Here is a 24,964-nt window from a genome sequence, read left to right on the forward strand (position 1 = left end):
ATTGAATTACAGACTTTAAAGTCTGATGTTACTTTTTCCAAGACGCAAAGAACCTCTTATTGTATGATTTCAAATGGAAATCGATAGCACTTGCATAGCGTCGCTGACTTCTTTATTGCTCTATTATCGCTCAGATACAGTTCACTTAGCAGCATTCTTGTTTCATATCAATTTCTTGCAAATCTTATCCCAATGGTTGCATTGGTATCCGATGCAGTCAATATGGCAGAAAAGTGATCGTCGATTTGAATCCACTGTCCACGTCCAAACCTAATATCGGTCGCAGTGAGAGGATCGCACGCTCTTGCATTTTGCAGTTCTTCTGCAATATCCATACAGACTAAATGATAAAGCTGTTGTGCCATGCCGATATCGGAATCAGGAATCGGTGCATCACGCGATGTGGGACTTTTGTTCCGCCCACCGCTCATGCCGCGATAATAGGTGATTTGACGAAAAGCTGGATTATCATCGATTTCCACACGAGAAATAGTACTCCGCCCTTTATCCGCATATTCCTGTTTTGTATACAAAGACTCCTTGATCTGTATGTAATCCCGCGCTTGTAGAATATCCGCAATCATTTCTAGTGGTGTATTAATTGAAATACCCTCGATTTCAACCGTTTTCAATGTTTGACTTTCCGAATTGCCCGCCCATCCATGCGATGCAGCAATACTTAGTAACCCGACAATCCAAAACAACATGAACTTCCGAGTAAGACTACCCTGGCATAATTTTTTCCATTTCATATTGTTCATCTCAATCTCCTTGTAAAAACTTTAATGCGCATGTTCACCGGGTGGCGGCATGATTTCATCTTCTTCATTAAGTTGCCTCAACTGCAGTGTCAGAGCATCGAAATTTTGCCAACCAAATCCTTCGAATTGACCCACCCATCGCGCGCGCAAGTAACCAAAACGATCGGTAATAAATTCCATGTGTCCAGGAAACATTCCTTTACCCGATAAATCGGGAACTGTTCTAACTCGGCGATAGAGCCAATAACTGTCCTTGATCTCCGACCAACCCTCTATTACTACAGGGAAATTAGCAATTTCAGAAACCTGCTCTAACTCCGATTGACTCAGTGCACGAATTGGAATCGCCAGAACCTCGGTATTTAGCGCCTTGATTCTGTCATATGCAGCAGCCAATTGAAAAAAGCGTTCTTTAGATTGAGGCCAGGAAAATAACACCAGCAATACATTCTTTTGCAAACGAAAATCTTTTAAATTGCCACTGGAACCATCATTCGCTGCATAATTAAATACCGGCGATGCGATGACAGGCATCTCAGGCAAAATCATACTCCCCAACAAGCGTGCATCAAAACCACGCGACAGTGCATGAAGAAAATTGATCAAATCCCAGCGATCATCTTCAGACAAAGTCGCGGCATAACCCGGCATCTGAGTTCCCGGGATACCGTGCGATAACAGATGAAAAACGTTACCTACGGTATATTGTGCCGTATGTTGTTGCGTCAACAGATCAGTAGGATCGCGCACGTCGGGATCGGCGACGGGCTGAGTACCCTTGCCTTGCGGTCCATGACAGTTGATGCAGTTTTCTGCAAACAACCTGGAACCATTAACAATGGAGATCGCATCAAAAGGGATTGTCGGTTTCAGATAAGTCTCAGGATAGGCTTCAATTGCCAAAGGCGGCAAAGCAATCGCCATCGAACTAATTCCCAGAAAACCAGGCACTAAAATCTTCGCCATCCGGTTCCAGTGATTCTTTTTACCCAGCCAGATAGTACTCAATGCGATGAGAAACAACACAATTCCGAACCACACCATTTCCTGCACATACGGCTCATCCCAAGTTGCATTGATCGAGAAACGGAACGGATAAGGCCAATTCTCAATCATCGTATGCTTGGCAGGCAGCGTATTGGCCAGAATGGTTGCAAGCAGTACCAGCAACACTGCTAAAAAGAACTCAATACCGACCCACTGCCTTAGATGTTTAGTACTGCGATCGTCCTGTTCAATACCATCCTCAGACAATCTAGGAAGCCACCGGTAACGTGCTTGATATGCAATCACCAAAATGACCACCAGAATACTTAACTTGGCGATTAATAACCAGCCGTAAGGACTGGCAACCAGGGTATGATAAAAAGTTTCAACCAAGCGATCAGTCACAATCAAACCGGTCACCGCCAGCAGCAGCATGACAGGCGCTGCAACAACTGAGAATTTTTTAAGATAACTTGCCGTCACCAAAACCATTCCTTTACCGGATTCACTATGGCTACTGTATAAAACAAGCAGAACAGCCGGTAATGCTCCAAACCATGCGCCTGCCAGCAATATATGAACCGCATACGGAGCAATAGCTGCAAACGACATCTCGTCCGCGCTGGAATGACTCATTAGGGTACCCGCTATTAACGGAAGGGAAGCAGCAATAGCCCATAAAAGATAATGCCATTTTTCTCGCTTTGCACGTCGAAGAACAAGAATAGCCATCAATAGCATACTTGCCAGGGCCGCGCGAGCCACCCAAACATAACCAATCTGTGTTTTCTGTACGATTTCCAACCAAGCGAGTGGACTCCAGACGTTAGCAACGACTCCCGTTGCTTCACCGGTCGTGATAGCCAGAATGCCAATCAATCCAAGCAAAACAATACCCGCCATCCATGGAAAACACCTTTCCAACCGGGTGACCCAAGCAGCTTCAAATAATGTTTTCTGCTGACCAATAATAAACAGAAAAACACAACTTCCAAATAAAGTTAAATTGGCAGTCAACTGCGACCACCGAGCAAATGCAGCAATGATTTCAATCATGTTCTTACGATAAAGCCATTTCTATTATTGTGATAATACCCGCGAAATAGATTGCAATAGATAACAATTCGATCAGCAGGCAATTCTGGATTTTCTGGGTTCAGATTAAATTATAAAAACATTCTACCTTGAGTTGAGAGATATTCAAGCCTACTGATGCGCAGGGTATCAAGCATACCTGCACCTGGGATGCTTTAAACCGACACCGACCAAACACACCCACGTCACAGTAAGCGGTGTACCCGGTGTGGCTGCGCTCATTTGGTGTTATGACACCGAGACTAACGGCATTGGGCGCCTAACCAGCATAAGCGATGAATCCGACAGAGCAAGCTTTAGCTATGATTAAATGACGTATCCCTCCGGCACAATAGTAGCTGCCACTTATGGTGCCGATGGCTGCCCGATAGAGATTCGCGTCAACGACGATCTGCTAATGAGTAACATCACATATCACCCGTTTGGAGAACCGAAAAGCCGGATGTGGAGTAACAATCATGCACATAACCGCAGCTTTGACTATGATGCAGGAAATCGCTTAAACAACCAGTCAAACAATATCATCTTCAAACTCTGAGCGGGTGCTGCGTTTGATATTGCATCACAGCAATTCGGAAATGGCGGTAATTTGCAATGTATTGATAAAGGAAATTAAGCAACTTGCTATGTCCATCCAGAGACTGTGCAATCTGTAGTTCTTGATAAGAGTTCATTCATGTTACTGGTTCCCAATTTAAATATTGAGGTCACTATGAATGTTGCTATTTATGTTCGATTGCTAAATGAAGGATTAGACGTTTTTCGACTTGTATCTGCATACTCGAGTTGCTCCAAATATTTTTGTTCTTGGTAATGCGGACTTTTATGATTCTATAGATGAAGAATGGGAGTTTCAAGCAGGATCAAATATTTCAAGGTCAGGAGCTGACTTGAGTTTAAAAAACTCGTGAAAATTAGTTTGTTACAAAAAACCAAGGAAAGATACTCCAGCCAAGCCGGAGTATTTTGACATTTTGACTGGAGCAAATAGTCAAAATATTGTGAATTAGCAATAACCAGGAAATTCATTTAGATTATCGTCCTGAGATAGACTGTAATTCATAGCAATAATCAGGTAAATGATATAAACCCCCGCCCCAAGAGCGATATCTGAACTAATCCAGAAAATTAGCGTGCTTGGAGGATAAAACATGGATAGCATACCAAAAATAGTTCCAATGACAAATAGTGTCAAAATTGTAAAAATTTTATTTGTTTTCATAAGTATCTCCAATATAAATAAATAAAAAATTCTATGCCTTAATGCTTTACTTATGACGACATACTTCACAAAATATTTACATTTTATTCACATTAATTTCACACCACTAACGCCGCGCAATTGACAAACCCGTGGCAAGACCACAGGGCATGCAAAGATCAACTTATTGTTTTTGCTTGATAATTATAAATTCACCTTGAACCACCGCAACATTTAAATGCTTTTTCTCAATAAACTTGGCGAATCAGCAGAAAAGACTACAAATAAACTGCTCCCAATACAAAAATTGAAGAATAACTATCTCTTACTTGAAAAAGTAGTGATAGAATTCCGACGTCAAGTCAATTAACCCTGCTCTAAACATGACATATTGGTTACGTGGCTTTGGCGAGATTTGCCCTTTCCTCGCATTTCTTTGAATATGGCAAGTATGAAATAGAAATTATGATCAACTGACCAATTACTACAAAGGATATATAAAATGTTTGAAAGTTTAAAAAATCTGTTAAAACATTTTACAGGCAGTCAAGAATCAACTTCAGGCATCAGCACGCAGGATACGACTTCATCAGCCGCTGCTGCAGGCAACACTCAATACATCACTCTGAGTCAATTCAATTTAGGTACAGGCTCCATTGGGCCAGGCAATCGCAATGATATTGATCAGAATGTTTTAAATCAAATGTATCACGCCATTGCATCGGGCTTGTTTAATGTTCCGGTAAACAACTCCATACCAGAAATATGTGTTGATGGCCGTACCAATAAAAACGGTTATCGTAAAAGCGCTCCTTGTGCAGCCGGAGGCACATTAAGCATAGTGTACGGTGGCGATCTCGGAAGCAACTCAGCCGCCACTGACATCAACGAAGTACAGTTAACCACACAAACCATTAATAAGCTTAAAGAAAAGGGACACCAAGCTGGGGTGCATGGAGATGATCATAGTGACTGCGGCTGCGGTGCATGTTCCAAAGCGCCGACGATATATCAACATATTACAGAACACATCAATGATCTTGCTTCACTGACAAATCAGCTGGGTATTAATATAACCGAATCAGAAAAAGATTCGATTGTTCAACAGGCCAAGAATCGTTTAAATCAAGCGGGTTTCTTTGCGGAAAACAGAGCATCTGTAGTACAAGCAGCTCAGGATAGCGGTGCTGATTATGAAGAATTAGTAGGACAGCACAATGAATTAGGTATTGCATTAAATACGCGCGTTGGCACAACTGTGGATCGCTCTGCAATTCGTTCGAAGTATGGACCGCAATACGACATGTTTGTAGTTGACGCGTGGACATTTGGCAATGCGGCAAAAGATATCAATTCAACCGATAATGAAGCAGACGAACAACGCATCGCCAAAGCAATCACCTTGCAAAATGTAGCCACCGCTTCCGTGCTGGGCCATGGCTCTTTGCCCATTATCCCAATCGCATAACCTGCATATTAAGACTTTATCCAGACGAAATTCTATCTCAAGATAAACAACATCCCGTGGCAAAGCCACGGGATGTTCAAGTTGATACGTCCGTACTTTGCGCCTTATTATCCGATCAAAATCTATACACTATTGCAGATTAGGTGTCGACTTGAGCAAATTGCGCTCGCACTGGCAATTTAAGAATAGCCTCGGCATTACTGCTTGAAAAAACTTTCTCGGCCGCTTGCTGCCATGGTAGCCAAATATAATTTAAATGCTCCCTGGCAGCGATCATAATCGGCATTATGTCCGGCAAACACAAACCGAATACATGTTCAGTATTGAATCTTACATCCGGCCCATAACGCCAGCGCCATTCTTGATAAATTTCGTAGCAATTCTCAATCTGCCAATTAGTCAGAACATAACCAGTGGGATTTAACCCTGTTTCCTCGGATACTTCCCGAATTGCAGTCTGGACTAATGTTTCGCCAGGATCCTGGCTGCCTGTAACCGACTGCCAGAAACCCGGATGATCCGCGCGCTCTAATAATAATACTTGCAAATCAACTGTATGAATAATAACCAGAACAGAAACCGGAATCTTATACATTAAAGCAACAGCTACCCATTACTTGATTTAGTTTCAACTTGACGCAAGCGAATATTGAGTTCTCTTAGTTGCTTTTCATCGACAGTGCTGGGCGCATGAGTCAATAGGCACTGCGCACGTTGGGTTTTAGGAAAGGCAATGACATCGCGAATTGATTCTGAGCCGGTCATCATGGCCAGAATACGATCCAATCCAAACGCGATGCCACCATGCGGTGGAGCACCATATTGAAGCGCTTCTAACAAAAAGCCAAATTTTTCTTGTGCTTCTTGTTCGGAAATATTTAAAGCACGAAACACCTTGGACTGGATATCTTGGCGATGAATCCGCACTGAGCCACCGCCAATCTCCGAACCATTCAGAACCATATCGTAGGCTTTGGAAAGCGCCTGACCGGGATCGTTTTCGAGTAAATCCTCATGTCCATCAGCCGGTGACGTGAAAGGATGATGCAATGCCTGCCAGCGATTATCTTCTTCGTCGCGTTCAAACATCGGAAAATCAACCACCCATAGCGGCTTCCACCCGGGTTCAGCATGGCCGTGCTGATGACCAACCTTAATGCGTAATGCGCCCAAAGATTCATTGACAATTTTGGCTTTGTCCGCACCGAAAAAAATCAAATCGCCATCTTGGGCCTTAGTGCGAACAAGAATGGTTTTGATTGTATCTTCCGGCAGGAATTTCAGAATCGGTGATTGCAGTCCTTCCACACCATCGGAGAGACGATTAATCTTAATATACGCCAAACCCTTAGCGCCATAAATTGCAACAAACGCCGTATAATCATCAATTTCCTTGCGCGATAATTCACCACCTTTAGGCACCCGCAAAGCCGCTACCCGTCCATCCGTTTTTTCCGCGGCCTCACGGAACACCTTGAAAGGAACTTCTCTCATGATGTCGGTTAACTCAGTAAACTCTAGTGAAATGCGCAAATCTGGTTTATCCGAACCATATTTGAACATCACTTCGGCGTAAGTCAGCCGTGGAAATGGGTTGGGCAAATCCACATTACTCACATTCTTGAATAGTCCGCGCATCATCTCTTCCATCAAAGACATGATTTCATGCTCTGACAGAAATGAAGTTTCTATATCGATCTGGGTAAATTCAGGCTGCCGGTCCGCACGCAAATCTTCATCACGGAAACAACGGGTAATCTGATAATAACGATCAAAACCAGATACCATCAACAGTTGTTTGAATAATTGCGGTGATTGCGGCAAGGCAAAAAAATGACCGGCGTTCACCCGTGACGGCACCAGATAATCCCGCGCACCTTCGGGCGTAGATTTAGTCAACATCGGTGTCTCAATATCTAAAAATCCATGTTGATCCAGAAATACGCGAACCGCCATAGCAACCTTATGCCGTAAACGAAGATTCGATTGCATCGCCGGGCGCCGGAGATCCAGATAGCGATGCTCCAGCCGCACAATTTCACTGATATTGTCGTCATCCATCAAAAAGGGCGGTGTCAATGAGGTGTTCAATACCTCAATAGCCGCCACCAGGATCTCGATTTCCCCGCTGACCAAAGACGTATTAATCGTTCCCTCAGGTCTATTTCGTACCTTACCGGTAATTTTCAGTACAAATTCATTGCGTATTTTTTCTGCCGCCTGAAATGTTTCCACGTTATCGGGGTCACATACAACCTGTACCAAACCTTCGCGATCACGCAAATCAATAAATATCACCCCGCCATGATCTCTGCGTCGGTGTACCCAACCAAAAAGGGTTACTGTTTTATCTAAGTATTCGGTATTAATGGCGCCACAGTAATTTGTACGCATAATTCTTTCAATGGTCTAAGTAAAGGGATTGATAATTTCCGGGGTTTATATCGCCGCAATATGGTGACGCTCAGGTCAATCAATCGGCAGCTGCGGCAGTCGTTGTCGGAATGCTCTCTTTTTTCGTGGTCGTATCTGCGGGTGCGGGTGCCGACGTTGCTGATGGCGTGCTTTCGGTATTTTCTTTTGCAGCAGGCTTGGTAGTATCTGATGGTTTCGTCTTGTTCTTAAAATCAGTGACGTACCAACCGCTTCCCTTCAATTGAAATCCTGCAGCAGAAATCAGTTTTGTATAGTTATTACTGCCACACACAGGGCATGCTGTAATGGGTGCATCGCTAATCTTTTGCAAATGTTCTTTCTCGGCACCGCATGAATTGCAAAGATATTCATAAATAGGCATAGAGACCTCCAACAATTCAAAATTGAGAAACCGCAGATTATATACCTTAACCTGTTTTATTTTAAGCATGCAATCGCTACAGAACAAGAATTCACACCCACCAATCCTATTTTCTCAATTGTTGTCAATACTCAGCGTTGTGCGAGAATTATCATAATGGAGATGAATTATGTTTCATTTACACCTACAGATAGGGAAAACATTCAGCCTATACGTGACTTTATTGGATCAAAATTATATATTATGGTCAGAATTTTTTATTTATCCGTCCAGTCGCGCTTATCTTCAGGAACATTGCCATGAATCACAATTTATTCAACAGCCTGCATGAATTAAACCTTCCCCAAGGAAATCGCGCAAAATATTACTCACTCCCGGCATTGGAAAAAAACGGTGCCGGGAAAATTTCTCGCCTGCCGATTTCGATTCGTATTGTTCTGGAGTCTGTTTTACGCAATTATGACAATAAAAAAATCACCGAAGCACATATCCGTCAATTAGCGAAGTGGAAACCGGATGCCCCCAGGGTAGATGAAATCCCGTTTGTTGTTTCTCGCATTGTACTGCAAGATTTCACCGGGGTACCATTGTTGGTAGATCTCGCCGCCATGCGTAGCGCGGCAGTCAAACTGGGGAAAGACCCTAAGCTAATCGAGCCATTGGTACCGGTTGATCTGGTTGTGGATCATTCGATTCAGGTCGATCATTACGGCAACAAAGATGCGCTGAATTACAACATGGAGATTGAGTTTTCCCGCAACAACGAACGCTATCAGTTCATTAAGTGGGGCATGCAGGCGTTTGACACTTTCAAGGTCATCCCGCCCGGAATCGGGATCGTGCATCAGGTCAATCTGGAATATCTTGCGCGTGGTGTGCATCAAAAAAATGGGCTAATTTATCCAGATACCTTGGTCGGCACCGACTCGCATACTACTATGATCAACGGAATCGGCGTGGTCGGTTGGGGTGTCGGCGGCATTGAAGCAGAAGCTGGCATGCTAGGGCAACCGGTTTATTTTCTTACACCCGATGTAGTCGGCGTGAATTTGATCGGCCAATTACACGAAGGCGTTACCGCAACCGATTTGGTGCTGACAATCACCGAAATGCTGCGCAAATCCAATGTGGTCGGAAAATTTGTTGAATTTTTCGGTACAGGGACTGCCTCGCTGACATTGCCCGACCGTGCCACCATTGCCAATATGGCACCCGAATATGGCGCTACGATGGGTTTTTTTCCGGTAGATGATGTCACCGTCGAATACTTCAAAGGCACAGGACGAAATGAAGAAGAAATCAAAGCATTCCAAAGTTATTTCCAAGCACAACAGATGTATGGCATCCCCCGCCAAGGCGACATTGACTATACCAGCGAACTGACACTTGATCTTAGCTCGGTCACACCATCACTGGCAGGCCCCAAACGGCCGCAGGATCGTATTGAACTGAGTGCGATCAAATCCAGGTTTACTGAACTCTTCAACAAACCCGCTAAGGAAAGCGGCTACGGCAAACAAGATCACGATCTCCATCAGCGTTACTTGACACGCAGCAGCCGTGCTCAGGATCCCGAGGTATGCACACATATCGACGCCTGTGAACCAGATGATAGCCGGTTGTCGTCACCCGTTCCCGGTAACGTAGCAAGAGAGGATAACGCACCAACAGCTCACAACACGGCACCTGTCGAACGGCGAATGACCTCCCGCAACGTTGCCGAAATGACCAGCAACCGGCCAACACCCGATCCGATCGAATTATCTCCGCATAAATTGAACGGTTTCTCAATTGAATTAGGTCACGGCGATGTCCTGATTGCCGCCATCACGTCCTGCACTAACACCTCCAACCCCAGCGTGCTGCTCGCCGCCGGATTACTGGCCAAGAATGCCGTCGAAAAAGGATTGTCTGTCAAGCGCCATATTAAAACCTCGCTCGCGCCCGGTTCACGCGTGGTTACCGATTATCTGACCGTTACCGGATTGCTGCCTTATCTGGAGCAATTGGGATTTAATCTGGTCGGCTATGGCTGCACCACCTGTATCGGCAATTCCGGGCCTTTGGCAGAACCGATTGAAGAAACAATTGTGAAGAATGATCTGGTTTGTGCTGCGGTGCTATCGGGAAATCGTAATTTCGAGGCACGCATTCACTCAAATATCCACGCCAATTTTTTAGCATCTCCACCGCTCGTAGTTGCTTACGCCATCGCGGGCTCGATGCTGAAAGATATTACTACCGAACCAATCGGCATCGGAAAAAATAATCAACCGGTTTGGCTTAAAGATATCTGGCCCAGCAGTGAGGAAATTCATGCGCTGATGAAATTTGCCACGAACGCGGATACTTTCCGGCAACTCTACAGCAACCTCACCAAAAACCATGACCTGTGGAATAACGTCACCACCATCACAGGACAAACCTACAACTGGCCACAATCCACTTACATTGCCGAACCGCCTTTCTTTGAAAATTTTTCGCTGCAAACAACAGCCTCCAATGACAGCAACGATATCAAGAATGCCTTTGCACTGGGCGTATTCGGCAATTCCGTGACCACCGATCATATCAGCCCAGCTGGTTCAATCAAAGATAGTTCTCCTGCTGGCCAGTATTTACTGGAACACGATGTCACTAAGGCAAACTTTAATAGCTATGGTGCCCGCCGCGGTAACCACGAAGTAATGATGCGCGGCACTTTTGCCAATGTACGCATCCGGAACCTAATGATCCCCGGCAGTGAAGGTGGCGTCACGCTCTATCAGAATACAAACGGCGCTGTACCTGAGCAAATGAGCATTTATGATGCCGCAATGAAATATCGCACACAAGGCATTCCCACCGTTGTTTTCGGCGGCAAAGAATACGGTACTGGCTCAAGCCGCGACTGGGCCGCCAAAGGTACACAACTTCTGGGCGTCAAAGCGGTGATCGCCGCCAGTTTTGAACGCATTCACCGCAGCAACCTGATCGGCATGGGTGTCCTGCCACTGCAATTCAAGGAAGATGACAGCGTTGAAACACTTGGAATAAAAGGTGATGAACAATTCGATATTTCAGGTCTGAATGATATTCAGCCACAAAAAGATGTTACGTTGGTGATACACAAGAAAGACGGTAGCAGCCAATCGGTGCAATTACTATGCCGTATCGATACTGCAATTGAAATCGATTATTACAAGCATGGCGGCATCTTGCCTTATGTTCTCAGAGATTTGATGAGTCAATCTTAAACGAAAGGATTAGCGAAATTTCTCGGATTGAGCACCTCCGCCAGCTTCATTAGTATGGCAATTAAATCCATCAAAATCATTAAGCAAATGAATTTCAATGAAAGTTATATTTCTTACACCCCCCGGAATCTGAATCTTTTATAAGCCACATTACCACTCAACTTTGCCTGCAAGTGCCCAAGTCAAACCACCATCGGTTGAAATGTAAGCGTTTGCTCGTGCAATACCTATAATAGTGGTATCAAGTGCAAAGTTAGGAGATATGCGGAATTCTGTAAATTGAATATTTTGTTGCAGTAATGAAGTACCTATATTTTTCGAGGATATTATGCCCCCACTATTATTCAGAGTAATCCGATAGAAACCTTTTCCATGAACGATGGCAAAGATAAGGCTATCATTAGAAAAATTAGGAGAAAATTCAATTTGCTGGATAGCGGTTCCCGGCCCTATATGGTTTTGAGTCATTGTAACCCAGTTAATGCCTCCATTCTTTGAACGATACAAGCCATTACTTGTACCGACGAAGACTAATTTGTCCGTGGCGAATTGCGGCGAGACGGCAATTGATAAATGTTGTTGTCCCGGTAGACCACGTAGTGTGATTAAATCAAATTTCTGCGATTGCAACCAACTGTCACCTCCGTTAATTGTACGCCAAATCTTCCCGGAGCGAGTTGCAGCGAAGGCGGTACGGTCATTTGCATAGTTAGGGGAAATAGCCAAGTTTACAATATGCGAAGTAGTGGGGACGCCTCGCAGCCCGCGCCAACTATTCCCGCCATCAAGTGTTTGTAGAACTCCATGTGATCTTGTGCCAACATAGATTTCTCGGTCGCTCTCAAACGTGGGTGACAAAACAAATGAATTGATATATACAGAAAATGGTGAGATTTCAGGTATTTTCGGAATAAACTTTGTAGTCCAATTTTGTCCGAAGTCGTTGGAAAACCCAATATGTGTGGTATTTCTTGTGGCAACAGCCGTAGGCGGGCCTGCCTGATTTTTAGCAAAATCGACATCGAAAGCACTCATTGGAAGATCTAGACTACTTGGAACTGGCCAACCGGTTCTATCGATAGTCCATGTTGTGCCATGATCGGAAGAGCGGTATAAGCCTCCGCCAAAATATGTTGATGCAATCATGCTTTGGTCATTGATGAAATTTGGCGACAAAGCCAAGCCTGTTAGCAGATTTTTGCGAGTTTGTTTTTGGGTCCAGGTAATGCCGCCATCTTTCGAGATGAAAAGCCCGTCGTACGCAGAGAGAAAGACCGTTTGGTCCGTCAAAAATGTGTTAGATACTTGTAATTCGCTGAATTCCTCCAATGCGCTCGTTTGTCCGGTAACTACTGCTCCAGATGAGTGATATGTCCAACTGTCGCCGCCATCGGTTGATTTATATACAGATTTAGTTAAGCTGGTGCAGAAAACTGTGCGATCAATTAAATAGTTTGGAGATAGTGATATATTATTGATTGTTTCCAATGGTAAGTTGGCGGGTTTATTGGTGAATGTTACACCCGTATTACTGCTGTAATAGATTCCGTCACTAGTAGCGAGAAATACCTCTTTAAGGTTTCCTCCCGAAATTGCTATGTCGTAAACGGTTAATCCGGTAGTATTTCCGATACCGCTCCAGGTGAAACCCCCATCGGTGGATTTTAGTAGACCTCCACTCTTATTCACTGAAATAGCTGTCAGGTCAGTCGTGAAGTTGGGTGATACTGCGACCAGCTTTATGCTCGCAGATGCATCTTGCACTCTGGTCCAAGCCGCGTCTGTTTTGGAGCGTCGATAAAGTTGACCGTTTAATGTACTCAGAAAAAGCACATAATCATTATTTCCCAACTTTGCAATTTTTAATTGATTTACTCTAAGATTGGAAAGACCGGTATTAAAAATCTCCCAAGAATTTCCTTCATCCAATGATCGATATATACCATCGCCTTTAGTCGTGGCAAAGACTGTATGATCAGACTCATAGTTTGGTGAGACACGAACGCCAATTTCCGAGAATACATTGTCTAGCCCATTTGGAAGCCTGGTCCAGGTCGTGCCGCCATCGGTTGATCGCAGAATGTTGGTATATTGATCCGAGGTCAATTCTCCATCGGTGGCCAGGAAGATAGTTTTGTCGTTAGCAAAATTGGGAGAAATACCTAATCCATAAACCATATCGTGTGGATTATGGGCGCGAAGATTATTGCTAATGGCGCAAAGTGATATAAGAACGAGAAATAATGTTACTTTAATTTGGAAAAACTTACTTTGCATTTTTGCCTCCGATTAGAACGGGTAATATTGTGTTCTTTCTGAATAATCACACCTACTCGATAATGAGCCCTAACGCCTATATCATGGGCCATTCTTGCATTATGAATCTGCTCTTGATAACCAATTAGATTACTTTTTTAAGATGCGTGATTTTAGTACTGCAAGTTACTGTAAGTGTGGCTTGGTAAATTGTTTTAGCTTCTAATATTCCAAAGCTTTCAATAGAAATACTTATTGTTGTTAATAGTGTTCGAGCATTAAACATCATTACTCAATGACAGATTTCTTTAAAATTGAATTCAACTTGCACCAGAATTATTATTTTTCTCAAGGGCTTTTAGTTTTTGGCGGTTAATTAATATTCTTATAATCCTGCTCATAAGACAAGTGACAGGCTGCAGTAATTATGTAGTCGTACTGTACTAATTTTATCCTGGGATGTATGTAGGAATTCACTGATTTATAAGGATGTTATTGAATAAATAGAACTTGGCGGCAAAAAAATATCTTATCTGGAATAATGTTGAAAAGTATCATCAGCAGATAAGCCAATTATGTCAATCAACATCCAAAATTTACCAAGGTAAACATCCAAAGAATTTACAGTCAAAAATTCTAAGAATCTAATTTTTCTTTGTTTTCTTGAAATAAATAAAAAAATTTAATGTTGATTCCAACATTTTCCTGATAAATTTTGTGAGACCTTTGCAAAACTCAACAAATTATCAAATTCGTTACAGTTACAATTTCTGATTTTTTTGTGAGTACAGGAATATTTTTTAGTCATTTCCTTGCTGAAATGACGCGAACTATCACTTTCATTGATCATTATCGGCTTAGAAGAAGCATTTGTCCCATGATTGCAATTGTATCTGCTTATTAACATACAATCTGGGCAACCTTTTCAGGTTGTATGCCATAGCTTGTAAAACATGCCAGGCATGCGCTGGTGTTAATCGTATCCTGAAACAAGACAGTACCGAATGATCACGGAACATTGTCTTCCAGACTTAGGCTCATAAACCGCATCACGTGCAGATTCGCGTTAGCCCTGTCTTCAACTGATTCATCACTGATCCACCTTGCCAGATTCCTGCCAGCAACATTTTGAACAGCCGCAGGCCGGGATAGGCAGGACGGCCTGCGGCATCAAATGTCGGGGCATAATGTTCAGCGATTGTTTTTTCTACCGATTTCCAATCAGTCAGGCAATCGATTTGATTGAGAAAATTTCCTTTGCGAGTGCGGCGGGTGACATCAAACTCTGAAACTCATATCAATTAACTCAACAATATGATTCAAAACATTATTATATCATTTCCCACACCTAAAAATCACTTTAGCCGTGCAAAGTTCTCTTTGCATGTTGATTAACAGCTTAGAATCAATCGTAATAAGCTATTCCTCGTTTTGCAACTTAGCAAATGCTTCTAACTGTAGCCGAAACTCAGCAAATCATAGTGACTTTATTTCATTAATATTGACGTTAACGGCCATATCAGGCGCAAGTCTTCTAGCCGAAGTCTAAACTACCTCTAAATTGGGCACTTGACCGGCTTGAAAAAACTGATCGAATGCGAATAAAACGGTGATCATTAGCTGCACTACGTCAGATGTATTGCGATAACCCATCGAAATTTGCGATATGCAGTCCTAACAAAATTGTTAATGAAAGAACCGTTGCCATGGTAGAACATATGAATTTACCCTTATTCCTTATTCGAATGTATCCATGTTCGGTAACGCACATATTTTCGTGTTTTTTTAATCTATCATTAATTCGTAATTCCACGAATACTGTGCAAAAAATGCTTGGAGATCATTAAGATCGCAAGTTCTGCCCACGCCGATATTGATTTATGGATATTTCCAGTAAACCAAAAATCTGGAGAATGGATATGAGTTGGAGCGAAATCATCTAATAAAATGGAGATACTAAATATATTCAATGGCAAAGGATCTGAATTACGACTTTGTTTATATATTGGTACAAAAATAAGGTGGTGGTTAGCAAAATCGCCTCTTGTCATATTATTGTTATTCAGCCTCGTTGGAAAAACACAGAGTGCGAGTTTTGAAGGTACCTCAGATGTAAAAAAGCATTCGAACCCTTTTTTTGACATCTGCCAGCGACAACTTGCTGATTACCCACTTCTAAAGGCAGAAATCGACAAAAGTTATTCACTCGGTTCAGATGTTTCTGTATTACTCTCGGATATTAAGAAAAGTTTTGGAAAGCCAATCTCAGAAAAAAAAATAAGGGATTATCTGTCTATAACAAACAAAAACGAAGATGCCGAAAATAGCTGGCTTTATTCTTTTAACAAAGCATGTAATTACTCAACTATATATAGCAGTATGCAGTGGAATATCCATGTTCTTGCTGATCTGGCAAAAAAAATTACTGCAATCAATATCCGACCAATAATCGAAACATCTGATTTTAGTTTGACCCATGTACCATTTTATTTTGAGTATTTTACTAACGATGAAGATACTCAAAAGGCATTGTGGAACCTGACGGGGACCGGCACACCCAAAAGTAAAATACAAAAATTAATGGCCGGAATTGATGGCGTATATGGAGATATAGAAACAATCAAACAAAGAAATCAAGAGAATCTCTTGGTATATCGATATCGTTACAACGCAACAACTTTTATAGCATCAAGAGTAGCACCTTGGGAATTTATTTCCATAGTAATTTGGGAATTTAATGACCAAGATAGATTAATCAATTTAACTGTGCGCTGAGCTATGAACTCAGTCGGAAAATGAACTTATTTTACTTTTATTTTTAAAATTTCAAAGGAGTTTACATGTCAAAAATTAGCATTGAATCAAGAGAGATATTTGCTGGACAGGATCATTTATATTTAATTTTTCAAGATAATGCCGGTCAGGAATTTGTGATTAGAGGCGGTCCCGAAGATAATAATCCCTTGGATTTTGGAGATATAGTTACCGTTGTTAATGTTCCTATTGCAGAATCAGAGGATGCGCGAGGAAATGACACACCTGTTGAACGAGGAAATCGGGAATTAGATCTTGGTGGAAGAACAGCGGAAGATGTATGGGAAATCATGAAGCAGCAAGCAACGAATATTAACAATGCGGGGATTGATTACGACATAATTATCTCTGCTCAGAATAGTAACTCTACTATTGCTTCAGTTCTCAATTCCATTGGCATTGCAGTTGCCTCAAATATACCATTAAACACCGATGCAAATGACCTTCCGGGTGTCAGCAATCTTCTAACGCTTGATACTACTTTAATTGGCACACCTGCGAATGACCTTATCTCTGGATATGTTGGCAACGATACTCTTCTCGGAGGCGATGGTGATGACAATCTTCGTGGGAATAGTGGCAATGACGTTATCGACGGCGAACTAGGAAATGATTTCTTGGTAGGCGATTTGGGCAATGACATTCTCAAAGCTGGATTTGGACAAGATGCCTTAAATGGCGGAGCAGGCAATGACATATTCGGTTTTTATGCGTTGGGCCACTATGAAGTTCAAGATTTTATTCTTACTGAAGATAAAATATTTTTCGATTCAGTAAGAACAGGGCTTAACAATATTGATGCCGTCAATCAGGCGATTACCGCTGTTAACCAAAGAGCCGATGGCGTAACGGTCGAATTTGGCCCCGATGCATCCGTAGATCTAATTGGCATCAATTTCTCTGACATTACTGCTGATATGGTTGGGTTTGCTTCCTGATCGATCTTTTAATAATTGCTGTTAAGTCTAAAAAGGGGATTCTGTCGCAAATATTCGTAAAGTGCAAAGCCACACTTATCTGCGTGCACAGTCATCCTGCTAAAGCCAAAAACTGCTTATAAGCGGGTATATTTTCATTAGACAGTTGTCCCTTCCGAATCATGTGTGCGGTTTAATTGAATCATTACACGCTTTGGTGAGTTGCTTGAGAAAATCATTCTCACCGATTCAATCTTTAAGTCGGTCGGCAGGGATTTTGGTGTGATCATTTTTACTCCAAAAGTATGTAAGCAGTTTCCTGCTAAATGACCATTTACACAAAATTATTTACACCCCCACAGCTAGTTTGTAACAACGTAATTTCCTGGAAAATTCCTGCAATGCACTGATGTCACTTCCCTCGGCACGCTGACACCAGTTCTCCAATTGCTTTACCAGCTGTTCTTTGGATGTAGCAGAACTACTCCACAAAGCGGCCAGATCTTGTCGCATTGAATAGGTCGTGCTCAGTATATTACTGGAATGGAGTGCCTGATCCAGGGCTTCCTGCTCTTTTTCTGTCATCTGGCCGACTTCTCTTTGCAACCAATGCCTAACGGCTTCGAGTGCGCGGACATCTTGCAGACCTGGAATAGCTCGGTTCCTAAGTTTGCGAATCTCAGTTATTGTGGATTGATTCAGGTATTTGGAAAAGCTGGATAGCACATCGTAGCGGTGTGTAATTATGGCCCGCAAAGTTTCTTCATCGCAAGGAGTCTTGGCCGGATTGAGATGAATCTTTGGCGTCACTTTGCGAACTATAGCCAAACCCAGCATTTCAAGAACGCGAATGTACGTCCACCCGATGTCGAATTCCCACCACTTGTTGGAGAACTTGGCGGAAGTCACATAAGCATGGTGATTGTTGTGCAGCTCCTCTCCTCCCATGATAATACCCCAGGGCATGATGTTGGTAGAAGTGTTGTTCGGCGAAAAATTGCGATAACCATAGTAGTGTCCAACACCGTTAATGACCCCGGCGGCGAAGAATGGAATCCACAACATCTGAATTCCCCACACAAGGAATCCGATTGGACCGAATAAAAAAAGATCAATTGCCAGCATGATGCCAATACCCAGATCGACATGCTGTGAATATAAATTACGTTCGATCCAGTCATCGGGCGTACCATGACCGTATTTAACAAGGGTTGCGGTATTCTTAGCTTCTATACGATAAAGCTTGATACCGTCGAACAACACTTTGTTGATGCCATGTATCTGCGGACTGTGTGGATCCTCGTCAGTTTCGCATTTGGCATGGTGTTTACGGTGTACGGCCACCCATTCTTTGGTCACCGTCCCGGTGGTAAGCCATAACCAAAAACGGAAGTAGTGGCTAACAATGGGATGCAGCTTCAGTGCGTGATGCGACTGATTCCGGTGAAGAAAAATTGTCACTGATATGGTGGTCATGTGCGTCATGATCAGTGCAACTAACACATAGCCCCACCACGGAAGTTCAATCAGGCCAAGCTGCAGGAATTGTTGCATATTAAATTTGATCCCTTATCCAAATAAAACTTATGTAAAAACTACAATGCCATTTTCATTTCTACGCAGTTTGTCGTTGTGAATCCATTACAAAACAATACTATATGAAAAAGACCTATTTCATAAAAAAATACTGATGGATCAATCTGCCGTGGCAGCATGCCGCCCTTATTGTTTTCCTCACAAACTTAATAAGTACGCTAAATCTGCTGCCGTTTCAGTGCGCTATCGAACATATTGACTTTTATATTTAAAGTACTCTGAGATATGTCGCCAAATATGGACTCCATGTGATTATGTAGCGAGTAGATGTGCATAACATTGCTGTGCAAATTGTGCTGATGGCAAATACCCAACCTTTTTTGCGTTTGCTACTGGCTATTATTTGGATCGTGGTAAGTGAAATTCTGTCCATCACAATAGCAATGATGTTGCTAAGCGTTTGGCCACAACAATCTGCAGCTTTATTAGGTATACTGGTAAGAATTAATTCATTAACAAGTGGCACAGTGACGTCATTGCTGGGTTTTAGAGCGAACCCTATTGATAGTGCCGAACATGAGAGAAATAATTCCAAATCAGGATCATAGCCAGTGCGAGAGCGTGCGCAAATGCTTTTATTCTATCGATTGAACTATAAATCCGGCATCTTGCCTCTCATGCCATTTTTCATGAGAAAATTCAGGTAATCAGATAATTTTTCTAAATTCAAGGAGGACTATATGCTCGTAACCTTTAATACAGATGTAGGCGTCATCACCATGTTTGGGGAAGACGCGCTTGCCATACTGAAAATGATGGGGCACACCGCAACCGTACCCGGAGCCATTCTGGCCGCTGATGTTCCTGCAGCTTTAAGCCGATTAAAAGCTGCTGTAGGTGCAGAAAAATCCCCAGCGCCAGTTGCGGAAGAGGAAGAGGAGGAGCCGTCAGTGAGTATGGCTCATCGCGCATCGCCTCTCATTGACCTGCTTACTGCTGCAGCCAAAGAAGGCTGCGATGTAATGTGGGAATAGATCTAAAAGCTGTGAGCCGTTTTTTGTAGTAGTGCTCGAATGCTGCAATTGTATTTCGAGCACTAATCTCAACGATCTACAGCTCCATCGTTTTTCGCTTTGATATAACCAAAAAATAATTTAATATTTTTGCATTGATATACCTTTCAGATATCTCAATAAATTGAGATTGTATTCAGGAAAGATTCGTCCTGTTGCCGTCGACAACACAAAAATCCCGAGGGTTCTGGCTTCAATCCATAATGTTTTATATGCTACCGAACTTTGTGTTATAAGCAGGATTTGAGGGCCTGAATGAATATCGTCATTCATTCTTCATTGTTACTACAAACGATATTGACTGAAAAATTGATATGACCGACAAGAATTGCAGTCCTAACAAAAATCACCTTCTGGCGTCATTACCTGAAACAGAATACGATCGCATTTTTCCACATCTTGAGCTTTTTCAAATGCCTCTGGGTGAAGTTATTTACGAATCTGGAGAAAAGCTCCATTACATCTATTTCCCCACGGATTGCATCATATCTCTGCTTTATGTGATGGAGAATGGTGCTTCAGCAGAAATTGCAGTAGTCGGCTTTGAAGGAGCTGTCGGTGTTGCTCTCTTTATGGGCGGCCAAACCATGCCAAATCGGGCTGTAGTACAGAGCGCAGGGTACTGTTACCGAATACGACAGAAACAATTTATGCAAGAATTTGACCGTCACGGCGCACTACTTCATAAGTTGCTGAAGTATACCCAAGCACTCATCACCCAAATGGCGCAAACGGCGGTTTGTAACCGGCATCATTCGGTTGATCAACAACTTTGCCGCTGGTTACTGTTAAGTCTCGATCGGCTTTCTTCCAATGAACTAGCCATGACCCAGGAATTGATCGCCAATATGTTGGGCGTACGCCGTGAGGGCGTCACGCAAGCTGCGGGGAAATTGCAGGAAGCAGGACTAATTCATTACAGCCGTGGCCACATCACAGTGATAGATCGGAAAGGATTGGAAGCGCGAGTCTGTGAGTGTTACGAAGTAGTTCGGAAAGAATTCGAGCGTATACTTCATCCCTGATTTCAATATCGCGTTACTTATTATTTATCTCATGAAATAAACTAATTGCCTCTTCATTCTGTAAGGGATTAAGCGAGAAGTATTGATTATTGCGCGAAGAACTTAAGGGTGAACTGGGAATTTTGCATGAAAAGCTTAGTTGCAAACGATCGATATTCTATCCTTACCTATCTTTGATATTTGCCAGATTTTTTAAATGTTCGTTACCGAACAGACCGACCAGAAGCTCAAGAGCATTATCTATACTTAACCAAAAATGGACTCAATTATGAAAACATTAATCTTAATGATTACTTTAATTACTATTATCCTATTTTCTGCATGTAACACACTGAGTGGAATAGGAAAGGATGTTCAGAAGGGTGGTAAAGCAATTGAAAAATCGGCCAACTAACTAGCCGGAAAATTTTTTGTGTGAGAATCACGTGGCCTATCAAATAGACAGCGAAGATTTTCTGCAATATTTTGCATTATTAACGAGTGAAAACCGCCACCTCTGCCCCAGTGACATTCATGCTAAGAGCTCACTGATTGTTTTTTTACTTAGAGAGCGCTTGTGTCATCTAATTCATTAGTGATAAACACTAATCATCTGTTGGCTGCTTTACCTCGCAATGACTATGAACAGTTACTAGAAAGTTGTGTTGAAATCGAGCTTGCCTTTGCAGAAATGTTGTGCCGCTCTGGTGATCCGATTTTGCATGTTTATTTTCCTACCACGAGCATTATCTCCTTAATCACACCGATGGATAACAACCGCAATCTGGAAATAGGGTTGGTCGGTCGTGAAGGTATGTTTGGCCTTCCACTTATCTTAGCGGTAAATGTTGCTTCATCTAGTGCAGTGGTTCAAAGAGCAGGTTTGGCATTGCGCATATCGGCACCCCTATTTCTGCTTGAACTCGAGAAAAGCGCTGCACTTAATCAGGAATTACAACGCTACCTTTTTGTAATGATGAGCCAAATTGCTCAAACGGCTGGATGTAATCTCTTCCATGTCCTTGAGGCCAGGCTTGCCCGCTGGCTTTTGAATGCACTAGACCGGGCACAATCAGATCATCTTTATGCCACTCATGCATTTCTGGCAAATATGCTGGGTGTGAGGCGTGTAGGGATCACCAAAGCAGCAATTTCTCTACAAAAAAGCGAGTTTATTATCTACAAACGGGGAAATATAAAGGTTCTCAATCGTGCTGGACTGGAAGCTGCCTCTTGTGGATGCTATCGCACCGAGAAAAAAATTTATGAAAGGATTCTGGGCTGTATCCCGTCAGCGCAAGTTGGACAAACTAGGCCCTGTTAACACTACCTGAGTGCTTCGACAATAGGGGCGAAATGGATAAATGAGAGAAAGATGACACCCAGTTTGTCGAATCTTGAGAATATATTCGACGAATTCCTTGAGCCAACGGAATAATCTTTGGATCTCATTGCGTTTATTGTACATGGCGCGATCATATTCCCAGGGCTCCAACCGACTAGTTTTGGGTGGGACAACCGGTATATAACCGAGCCCCAATGCAAGTAGTCTGGTTTGGTCACCCTCATAAGCGCGACCCATCAGCAGATGGGTAAGTGAAGAGACGGAGGCCGAGCGCTAACAGCTCCCTAGATCATTCGATTGATATCTCACTTATGATTAAAGATAGCAAAATAACAATGAATGTTTTACTTTTGCTCAAAAAATTAGGTGATTAAATCATAAAATAATATTGGCTATTTTAGCAGTCAGTATGATAGAGTTTTTTTTCAGTAGTCAGATCAATACACTAGGTTATGGGGGGACAAGCTGAATCCGCAGAAAAACTAGTAATTCTATGGCAGAAGCTATCCAGCATGCAAAGGCCATTGGCAAGATACATGTTTCCGGAGCGGAGCACATAGATGCGTCCATTAAGCACTTGGAAAAGTGCTATAGAACACGCCAAAATGGAACATACAGATATTGCCAGCAAGCGTGATTCACTCCTGCAGCACAGTTCTATTCGCTGGCCAGAAAGAGCGTGTCTGCTCACTCATGCGAAAACTTTGCGATAGAACCGCTACGGGCCAGTTTATTTTTTCTGGAAGGATATCTTTTTGAAAACCAAAAAAACATCACCGCCAATACTGTTGACAGCACAGTCTCACACGGCTTCTGAGAATAAAGCAACTGCCTTTCCCATCGTCGGCATTGGGGCTTCTGCAGGCGGCTTAGAAGCTTTTGAGCAATTCTTTCGTCACGTCCCCATTGATAGCGGCATGGCTTTTGTGCTTGTACCGCACCTCGACCCCGGACATGCCAGCCTACTTACTGAAATCCTGCAACGCACCACCGCCATGCAGGTGATCGAGGCGCTGGATCAAATTCCGGTTGAACCCTGCTGCGTGTATGTCATCCCTCCCAACCGAGACATGGTTATCATTGACGGCGCGTTGCAACTCACCATTCCGGAACAGCCACGTGTGCGTCGCATGCCGATTGATGCCTTCCTTCGCTCCCTGGCTAAAGATCAACAAGAAAACGCTATCGGCATTATCCTCTCCGGTACCGGCACCGACGGTACGCTGGGTTTGCGGGCCATCCTTGGGGTAGGTGGTTTCACACTGGTGCAGGAACCGGCAACGGCTAAATATGACGGTATGCCATCCAGCGCGATTCAGGCGGGTTATGCCACTCACATTCTGCCTGTCGAAAAAATGCCAGAGGCACTGCTGATCGACGCCCACACCTTTATCGCTCACACGGAAATATCCACTGAGCCCAAATCAGTAAGTGGAATAAACCGCATTCTGATGCAATTGCATAGCATCACTGGCCACGACTTCAAGCTATACAAGAAAAGTACCATTAGTCGCCGCATCAAACGACTTATGTCACAGCACAACATCAAAGACATCGACGTGTATGTGCAATATCTCAAGGAAAACCCGTCCGAGATGCACAAACTGTCCAAGGAACTGCTGATTACTGTTACCAACTTTTTCCGCGACCCAGATGCTTTTGATGTGCTGCAAAAAGATATTTTTCCGCTACTTTTCGATGATAAGCCGGATAATTACGTGTTTCGTGTCTGGGTAGTGGCCTGCGCTACAGGTGAGGAGGCTTACTCTATCGCCATACTGTTGCGAGAGCTAATGGAAGAAGCGCATAAGGAATTCGGAGTGCAGATCTACAGCACCGATCTGGATGATAATGCCATTGCCATTGCTCGCGCAGGTATTTACCCATTCAATATTACCCAGGATGTCACACCAGAGCGACTGCATCGCTTCTTTGTCAAAGAGGAGACAGGGTACCGGGTAAAGAAAGAAATCCGTGAAATGGTGGTGTTCGCCATTCAGAACGTAATTAAAGACCCGCCCTTCACTAAGCTTGATCTGCTCAGTTGTCGCAACTTGATGATCTATCTGGAACCGGAACTGCAGAGTCGGCTGATTACAACGTTTCATCACGCGCTGAAGCCCGGCGGTGTGCTGTTCCTGTCGCCCTCGGAGAGCATCGGCAACTACATCGAACTATTTACGGCGTTCAATCGTAAATGGAAGTTCTATCGCGCTACACATACCGCTGTTTCCAACCGTGCAATATCTGCTCTATCATTGATCTCGACCGCAGGAAGTGGCGGCAAGGCGATAGGCTACTTTATGGATAAACGCAAGGAAACCAACTATGCCGAATTAACTCGCCAGGCACTGGTGAGGTATGCTTATTTTCATGGAGTCCGAAGTTTCATAAAATGAGAACATGAAATGGAGGATGGAGATGGAATTACCCCGCGCACAATATAGCCAGGAATTTAGGGAGCAATCAGTTAA

At 43.1% G+C, this 24,964-nt stretch carries 20 protein-coding genes and 1 pseudogene; 12 read left to right on the forward strand and 9 right to left on the reverse strand.

What is annotated here, in order from left to right:
- Window positions 1-167: 167 nt before the first annotated feature.
- Both Q0C11_RS01145 and Q0C11_RS01150 read right to left on the reverse strand, forming a co-directional pair.
- A complete protein-coding gene (locus Q0C11_RS01145) occupies window positions 168-761 on the reverse strand; it encodes a hypothetical protein (protein ID WP_293005000.1) in 594 nt (197 codons plus the stop codon).
- A 21-nt stretch (window positions 762-782) separates the two neighbouring features.
- Window positions 783-2,804 (reverse strand): CopD family protein, encoded by a 2,022-nt coding sequence (locus tag Q0C11_RS01150; protein ID WP_293005002.1) that lies wholly within the window; start codon window positions 2,802-2,804, stop codon window positions 783-785.
- Window positions 2,805-3,153: 349 nt separating this feature from the next.
- Here Q0C11_RS01150 and Q0C11_RS01155 point away from each other — a divergent pair, with 349 nt between their 5' ends.
- Window positions 3,154-3,381: a hypothetical protein gene (locus Q0C11_RS01155; protein WP_293005003.1), complete on the forward strand. Its 228-nt coding sequence runs from the start codon at window positions 3,154-3,156 to the stop codon at window positions 3,379-3,381.
- Between the two features lie 468 nt (window positions 3,382-3,849).
- On the opposite strand, the gene Q0C11_RS01160 is transcribed toward Q0C11_RS01155, so the two are convergent.
- Entirely contained in the window at window positions 3,850-4,065 is a 216-nt protein-coding gene (locus Q0C11_RS01160) for a C4-dicarboxylate ABC transporter (protein WP_293005005.1), read from the reverse strand.
- A 481-nt stretch (window positions 4,066-4,546) separates the two neighbouring features.
- Between Q0C11_RS01160 and Q0C11_RS01165 the strand changes: the two genes are divergently transcribed.
- A complete protein-coding gene (locus Q0C11_RS01165) occupies window positions 4,547-5,512 on the forward strand; it encodes a cadmium-containing carbonic anhydrase (protein ID WP_293005006.1) in 966 nt (321 codons plus the stop codon).
- 139 nt (window positions 5,513-5,651) lie between these two features.
- Here Q0C11_RS01165 and nudB read toward each other — a convergent pair whose 3' ends face one another.
- From nudB to Q0C11_RS01180, 3 genes are all read right to left on the reverse strand, one after another.
- Complete coding sequence (nudB, locus tag Q0C11_RS01170) at window positions 5,652-6,107, reverse strand: dihydroneopterin triphosphate diphosphatase (RefSeq protein ID WP_293005008.1); 456 nt, start codon at window positions 6,105-6,107, stop codon at window positions 5,652-5,654.
- Window positions 6,108-6,118: 11 nt separating this feature from the next.
- Window positions 6,119-7,906 (reverse strand): aspartate--tRNA ligase, encoded by a 1,788-nt coding sequence (gene aspS / locus Q0C11_RS01175; RefSeq protein WP_293005009.1) that lies wholly within the window; start codon window positions 7,904-7,906, stop codon window positions 6,119-6,121.
- 79 nt (window positions 7,907-7,985) lie between these two features.
- Window positions 7,986-8,309, reverse strand: coding sequence for a zinc ribbon domain-containing protein (locus Q0C11_RS01180; RefSeq protein WP_293005010.1), 324 nt, complete (start codon window positions 8,307-8,309; stop codon window positions 7,986-7,988).
- A 299-nt stretch (window positions 8,310-8,608) separates the two neighbouring features.
- On the opposite strand from Q0C11_RS01180, the gene Q0C11_RS01185 reads away from it, so the two are divergent.
- Window positions 8,609-11,545 (forward strand): aconitate hydratase, encoded by a 2,937-nt coding sequence (locus tag Q0C11_RS01185; protein WP_293005011.1) that lies wholly within the window; start codon window positions 8,609-8,611, stop codon window positions 11,543-11,545.
- A 150-nt stretch (window positions 11,546-11,695) separates the two neighbouring features.
- Here the strand turns inward: Q0C11_RS01185 and Q0C11_RS01190 are convergent, their stop codons facing one another.
- The gene (locus tag Q0C11_RS01190) at window positions 11,696-13,822 is read right to left on the reverse strand and encodes a hypothetical protein (RefSeq protein WP_293005013.1); all 2,127 of its coding nucleotides are present in this window, start codon (window positions 13,820-13,822) and stop codon (window positions 11,696-11,698) included.
- Between the two features lie 1,926 nt (window positions 13,823-15,748).
- Here Q0C11_RS01190 and Q0C11_RS01195 point away from each other — a divergent pair.
- Window positions 15,749-16,576 (forward strand): hypothetical protein, encoded by an 828-nt coding sequence (locus Q0C11_RS01195; protein WP_293005015.1) that lies wholly within the window; start codon window positions 15,749-15,751, stop codon window positions 16,574-16,576.
- A 65-nt stretch (window positions 16,577-16,641) separates the two neighbouring features.
- Window positions 16,642-17,553, forward strand: coding sequence for a hypothetical protein (locus Q0C11_RS01200; protein ID WP_293005017.1), 912 nt, complete (start codon window positions 16,642-16,644; stop codon window positions 17,551-17,553).
- 327 nt (window positions 17,554-17,880) lie between these two features.
- Here the strand turns inward: Q0C11_RS01200 and Q0C11_RS01205 are convergent, their stop codons facing one another.
- On the reverse strand, window positions 17,881-19,086 hold the full coding sequence (locus Q0C11_RS01205) for an acyl-CoA desaturase (RefSeq protein WP_293005019.1): 1,206 nt from the start codon (window positions 19,084-19,086) through the stop codon (window positions 17,881-17,883).
- Between the two features lie 311 nt (window positions 19,087-19,397).
- On the opposite strand from Q0C11_RS01205, the gene Q0C11_RS01210 reads away from it, so the two are divergent.
- The 5 genes from Q0C11_RS01210 (at window position 19,398) to Q0C11_RS01230 (ending at window position 22,469) form a co-directional block, all read left to right on the forward strand.
- Window positions 19,398-19,676 (forward strand): hypothetical protein, encoded by a 279-nt coding sequence (locus Q0C11_RS01210; RefSeq protein ID WP_293005021.1) that lies wholly within the window; start codon window positions 19,398-19,400, stop codon window positions 19,674-19,676.
- Window positions 19,677-19,808: 132 nt separating this feature from the next.
- Entirely contained in the window at window positions 19,809-20,102 is a 294-nt protein-coding gene (locus tag Q0C11_RS01215; protein ID WP_293005023.1) for a DUF1840 domain-containing protein, read from the forward strand.
- 353 nt (window positions 20,103-20,455) lie between these two features.
- Window positions 20,456-21,166, forward strand: a complete 711-nt coding sequence (locus Q0C11_RS01220) for a Crp/Fnr family transcriptional regulator (RefSeq protein ID WP_293005025.1) — start codon at window positions 20,456-20,458, stop codon at window positions 21,164-21,166.
- Between the two features lie 286 nt (window positions 21,167-21,452).
- Complete coding sequence (locus Q0C11_RS01225; RefSeq protein ID WP_367273718.1) at window positions 21,453-21,560, forward strand: entericidin A/B family lipoprotein; 108 nt, start codon at window positions 21,453-21,455, stop codon at window positions 21,558-21,560.
- Window positions 21,561-21,722: 162 nt separating this feature from the next.
- Entirely contained in the window at window positions 21,723-22,469 is a 747-nt protein-coding gene (locus Q0C11_RS01230) for a Crp/Fnr family transcriptional regulator (RefSeq protein WP_293005028.1), read from the forward strand.
- 2 nt (window positions 22,470-22,471) lie between these two features.
- Here Q0C11_RS01230 and Q0C11_RS01235 read toward each other — a convergent pair.
- Window positions 22,472-22,733, reverse strand: a pseudogene (locus Q0C11_RS01235) (IS5/IS1182 family transposase); the annotation flags it as partial.
- A gap of 317 nt (window positions 22,734-23,050) precedes the next feature.
- Between Q0C11_RS01235 and Q0C11_RS01240 the strand changes: the two are divergent.
- A complete protein-coding gene (locus tag Q0C11_RS01240) occupies window positions 23,051-23,203 on the forward strand; it encodes a hypothetical protein (RefSeq protein ID WP_293005030.1) in 153 nt (50 codons plus the stop codon).
- 42 nt (window positions 23,204-23,245) lie between these two features.
- Window positions 23,246-24,889 carry a chemotaxis protein CheB gene (locus Q0C11_RS01245; protein WP_293005032.1) on the forward strand — a complete coding sequence of 548 codons (1,644 nt, stop codon included), beginning with the start codon at window positions 23,246-23,248 and terminating at the stop codon, window positions 24,887-24,889.
- The last annotated feature ends 75 nt before the right edge of the window (window positions 24,890-24,964 follow it).

Source organism: Nitrosomonas sp. (genome assembly GCF_022842015.1).
In the GTDB taxonomy this organism is placed as follows: Bacteria; Pseudomonadota; Gammaproteobacteria; order Burkholderiales; family Nitrosomonadaceae; genus Nitrosomonas.

Coding starts and splice junctions, on each gene's coding strand:
- Q0C11_RS01200 (WP_293005017.1), top strand. CDS start 16,642: ATGTCAAAAATTAGCATTGAATCAAGAGAGATATTTGCTGGACAGGAT.
- Q0C11_RS01180 (WP_293005010.1), bottom strand. CDS start 8,309: ATGCCTATTTATGAATATCTTTGCAATTCATGCGGTGCCGAGAAAGAA.
- Q0C11_RS01205 (WP_293005019.1), bottom strand. CDS start 19,086: ATGCAACAATTCCTGCAGCTTGGCCTGATTGAACTTCCGTGGTGGGGC.
- Q0C11_RS01145 (WP_293005000.1), bottom strand. CDS start 761: ATGAACAATATGAAATGGAAAAAATTATGCCAGGGTAGTCTTACTCGG.
- Q0C11_RS01165 (WP_293005006.1), top strand. CDS start 4,547: ATGTTTGAAAGTTTAAAAAATCTGTTAAAACATTTTACAGGCAGTCAA.
- aspS (WP_293005009.1), bottom strand. CDS start 7,906: ATGCGTACAAATTACTGTGGCGCCATTAATACCGAATACTTAGATAAA.
- Q0C11_RS01240 (WP_293005030.1), top strand. CDS start 23,051: ATGCGTCCATTAAGCACTTGGAAAAGTGCTATAGAACACGCCAAAATG.
- Q0C11_RS01150 (WP_293005002.1), bottom strand. CDS start 2,804: ATGATTGAAATCATTGCTGCATTTGCTCGGTGGTCGCAGTTGACTGCC.
- Q0C11_RS01225 (WP_367273718.1), top strand. CDS start 21,453: ATGATTACTTTAATTACTATTATCCTATTTTCTGCATGTAACACACTG.
- Q0C11_RS01215 (WP_293005023.1), top strand. CDS start 19,809: ATGCTCGTAACCTTTAATACAGATGTAGGCGTCATCACCATGTTTGGG.
- Q0C11_RS01195 (WP_293005015.1), top strand. CDS start 15,749: ATGGAGATACTAAATATATTCAATGGCAAAGGATCTGAATTACGACTT.
- Q0C11_RS01220 (WP_293005025.1), top strand. CDS start 20,456: ATGACCGACAAGAATTGCAGTCCTAACAAAAATCACCTTCTGGCGTCA.
- Q0C11_RS01190 (WP_293005013.1), bottom strand. CDS start 13,822: ATGCAAAGTAAGTTTTTCCAAATTAAAGTAACATTATTTCTCGTTCTT.
- Q0C11_RS01185 (WP_293005011.1), top strand. CDS start 8,609: ATGAATCACAATTTATTCAACAGCCTGCATGAATTAAACCTTCCCCAA.
- Q0C11_RS01160 (WP_293005005.1), bottom strand. CDS start 4,065: ATGAAAACAAATAAAATTTTTACAATTTTGACACTATTTGTCATTGGA.
- Q0C11_RS01155 (WP_293005003.1), top strand. CDS start 3,154: ATGACGTATCCCTCCGGCACAATAGTAGCTGCCACTTATGGTGCCGAT.
- nudB (WP_293005008.1), bottom strand. CDS start 6,107: ATGTATAAGATTCCGGTTTCTGTTCTGGTTATTATTCATACAGTTGAT.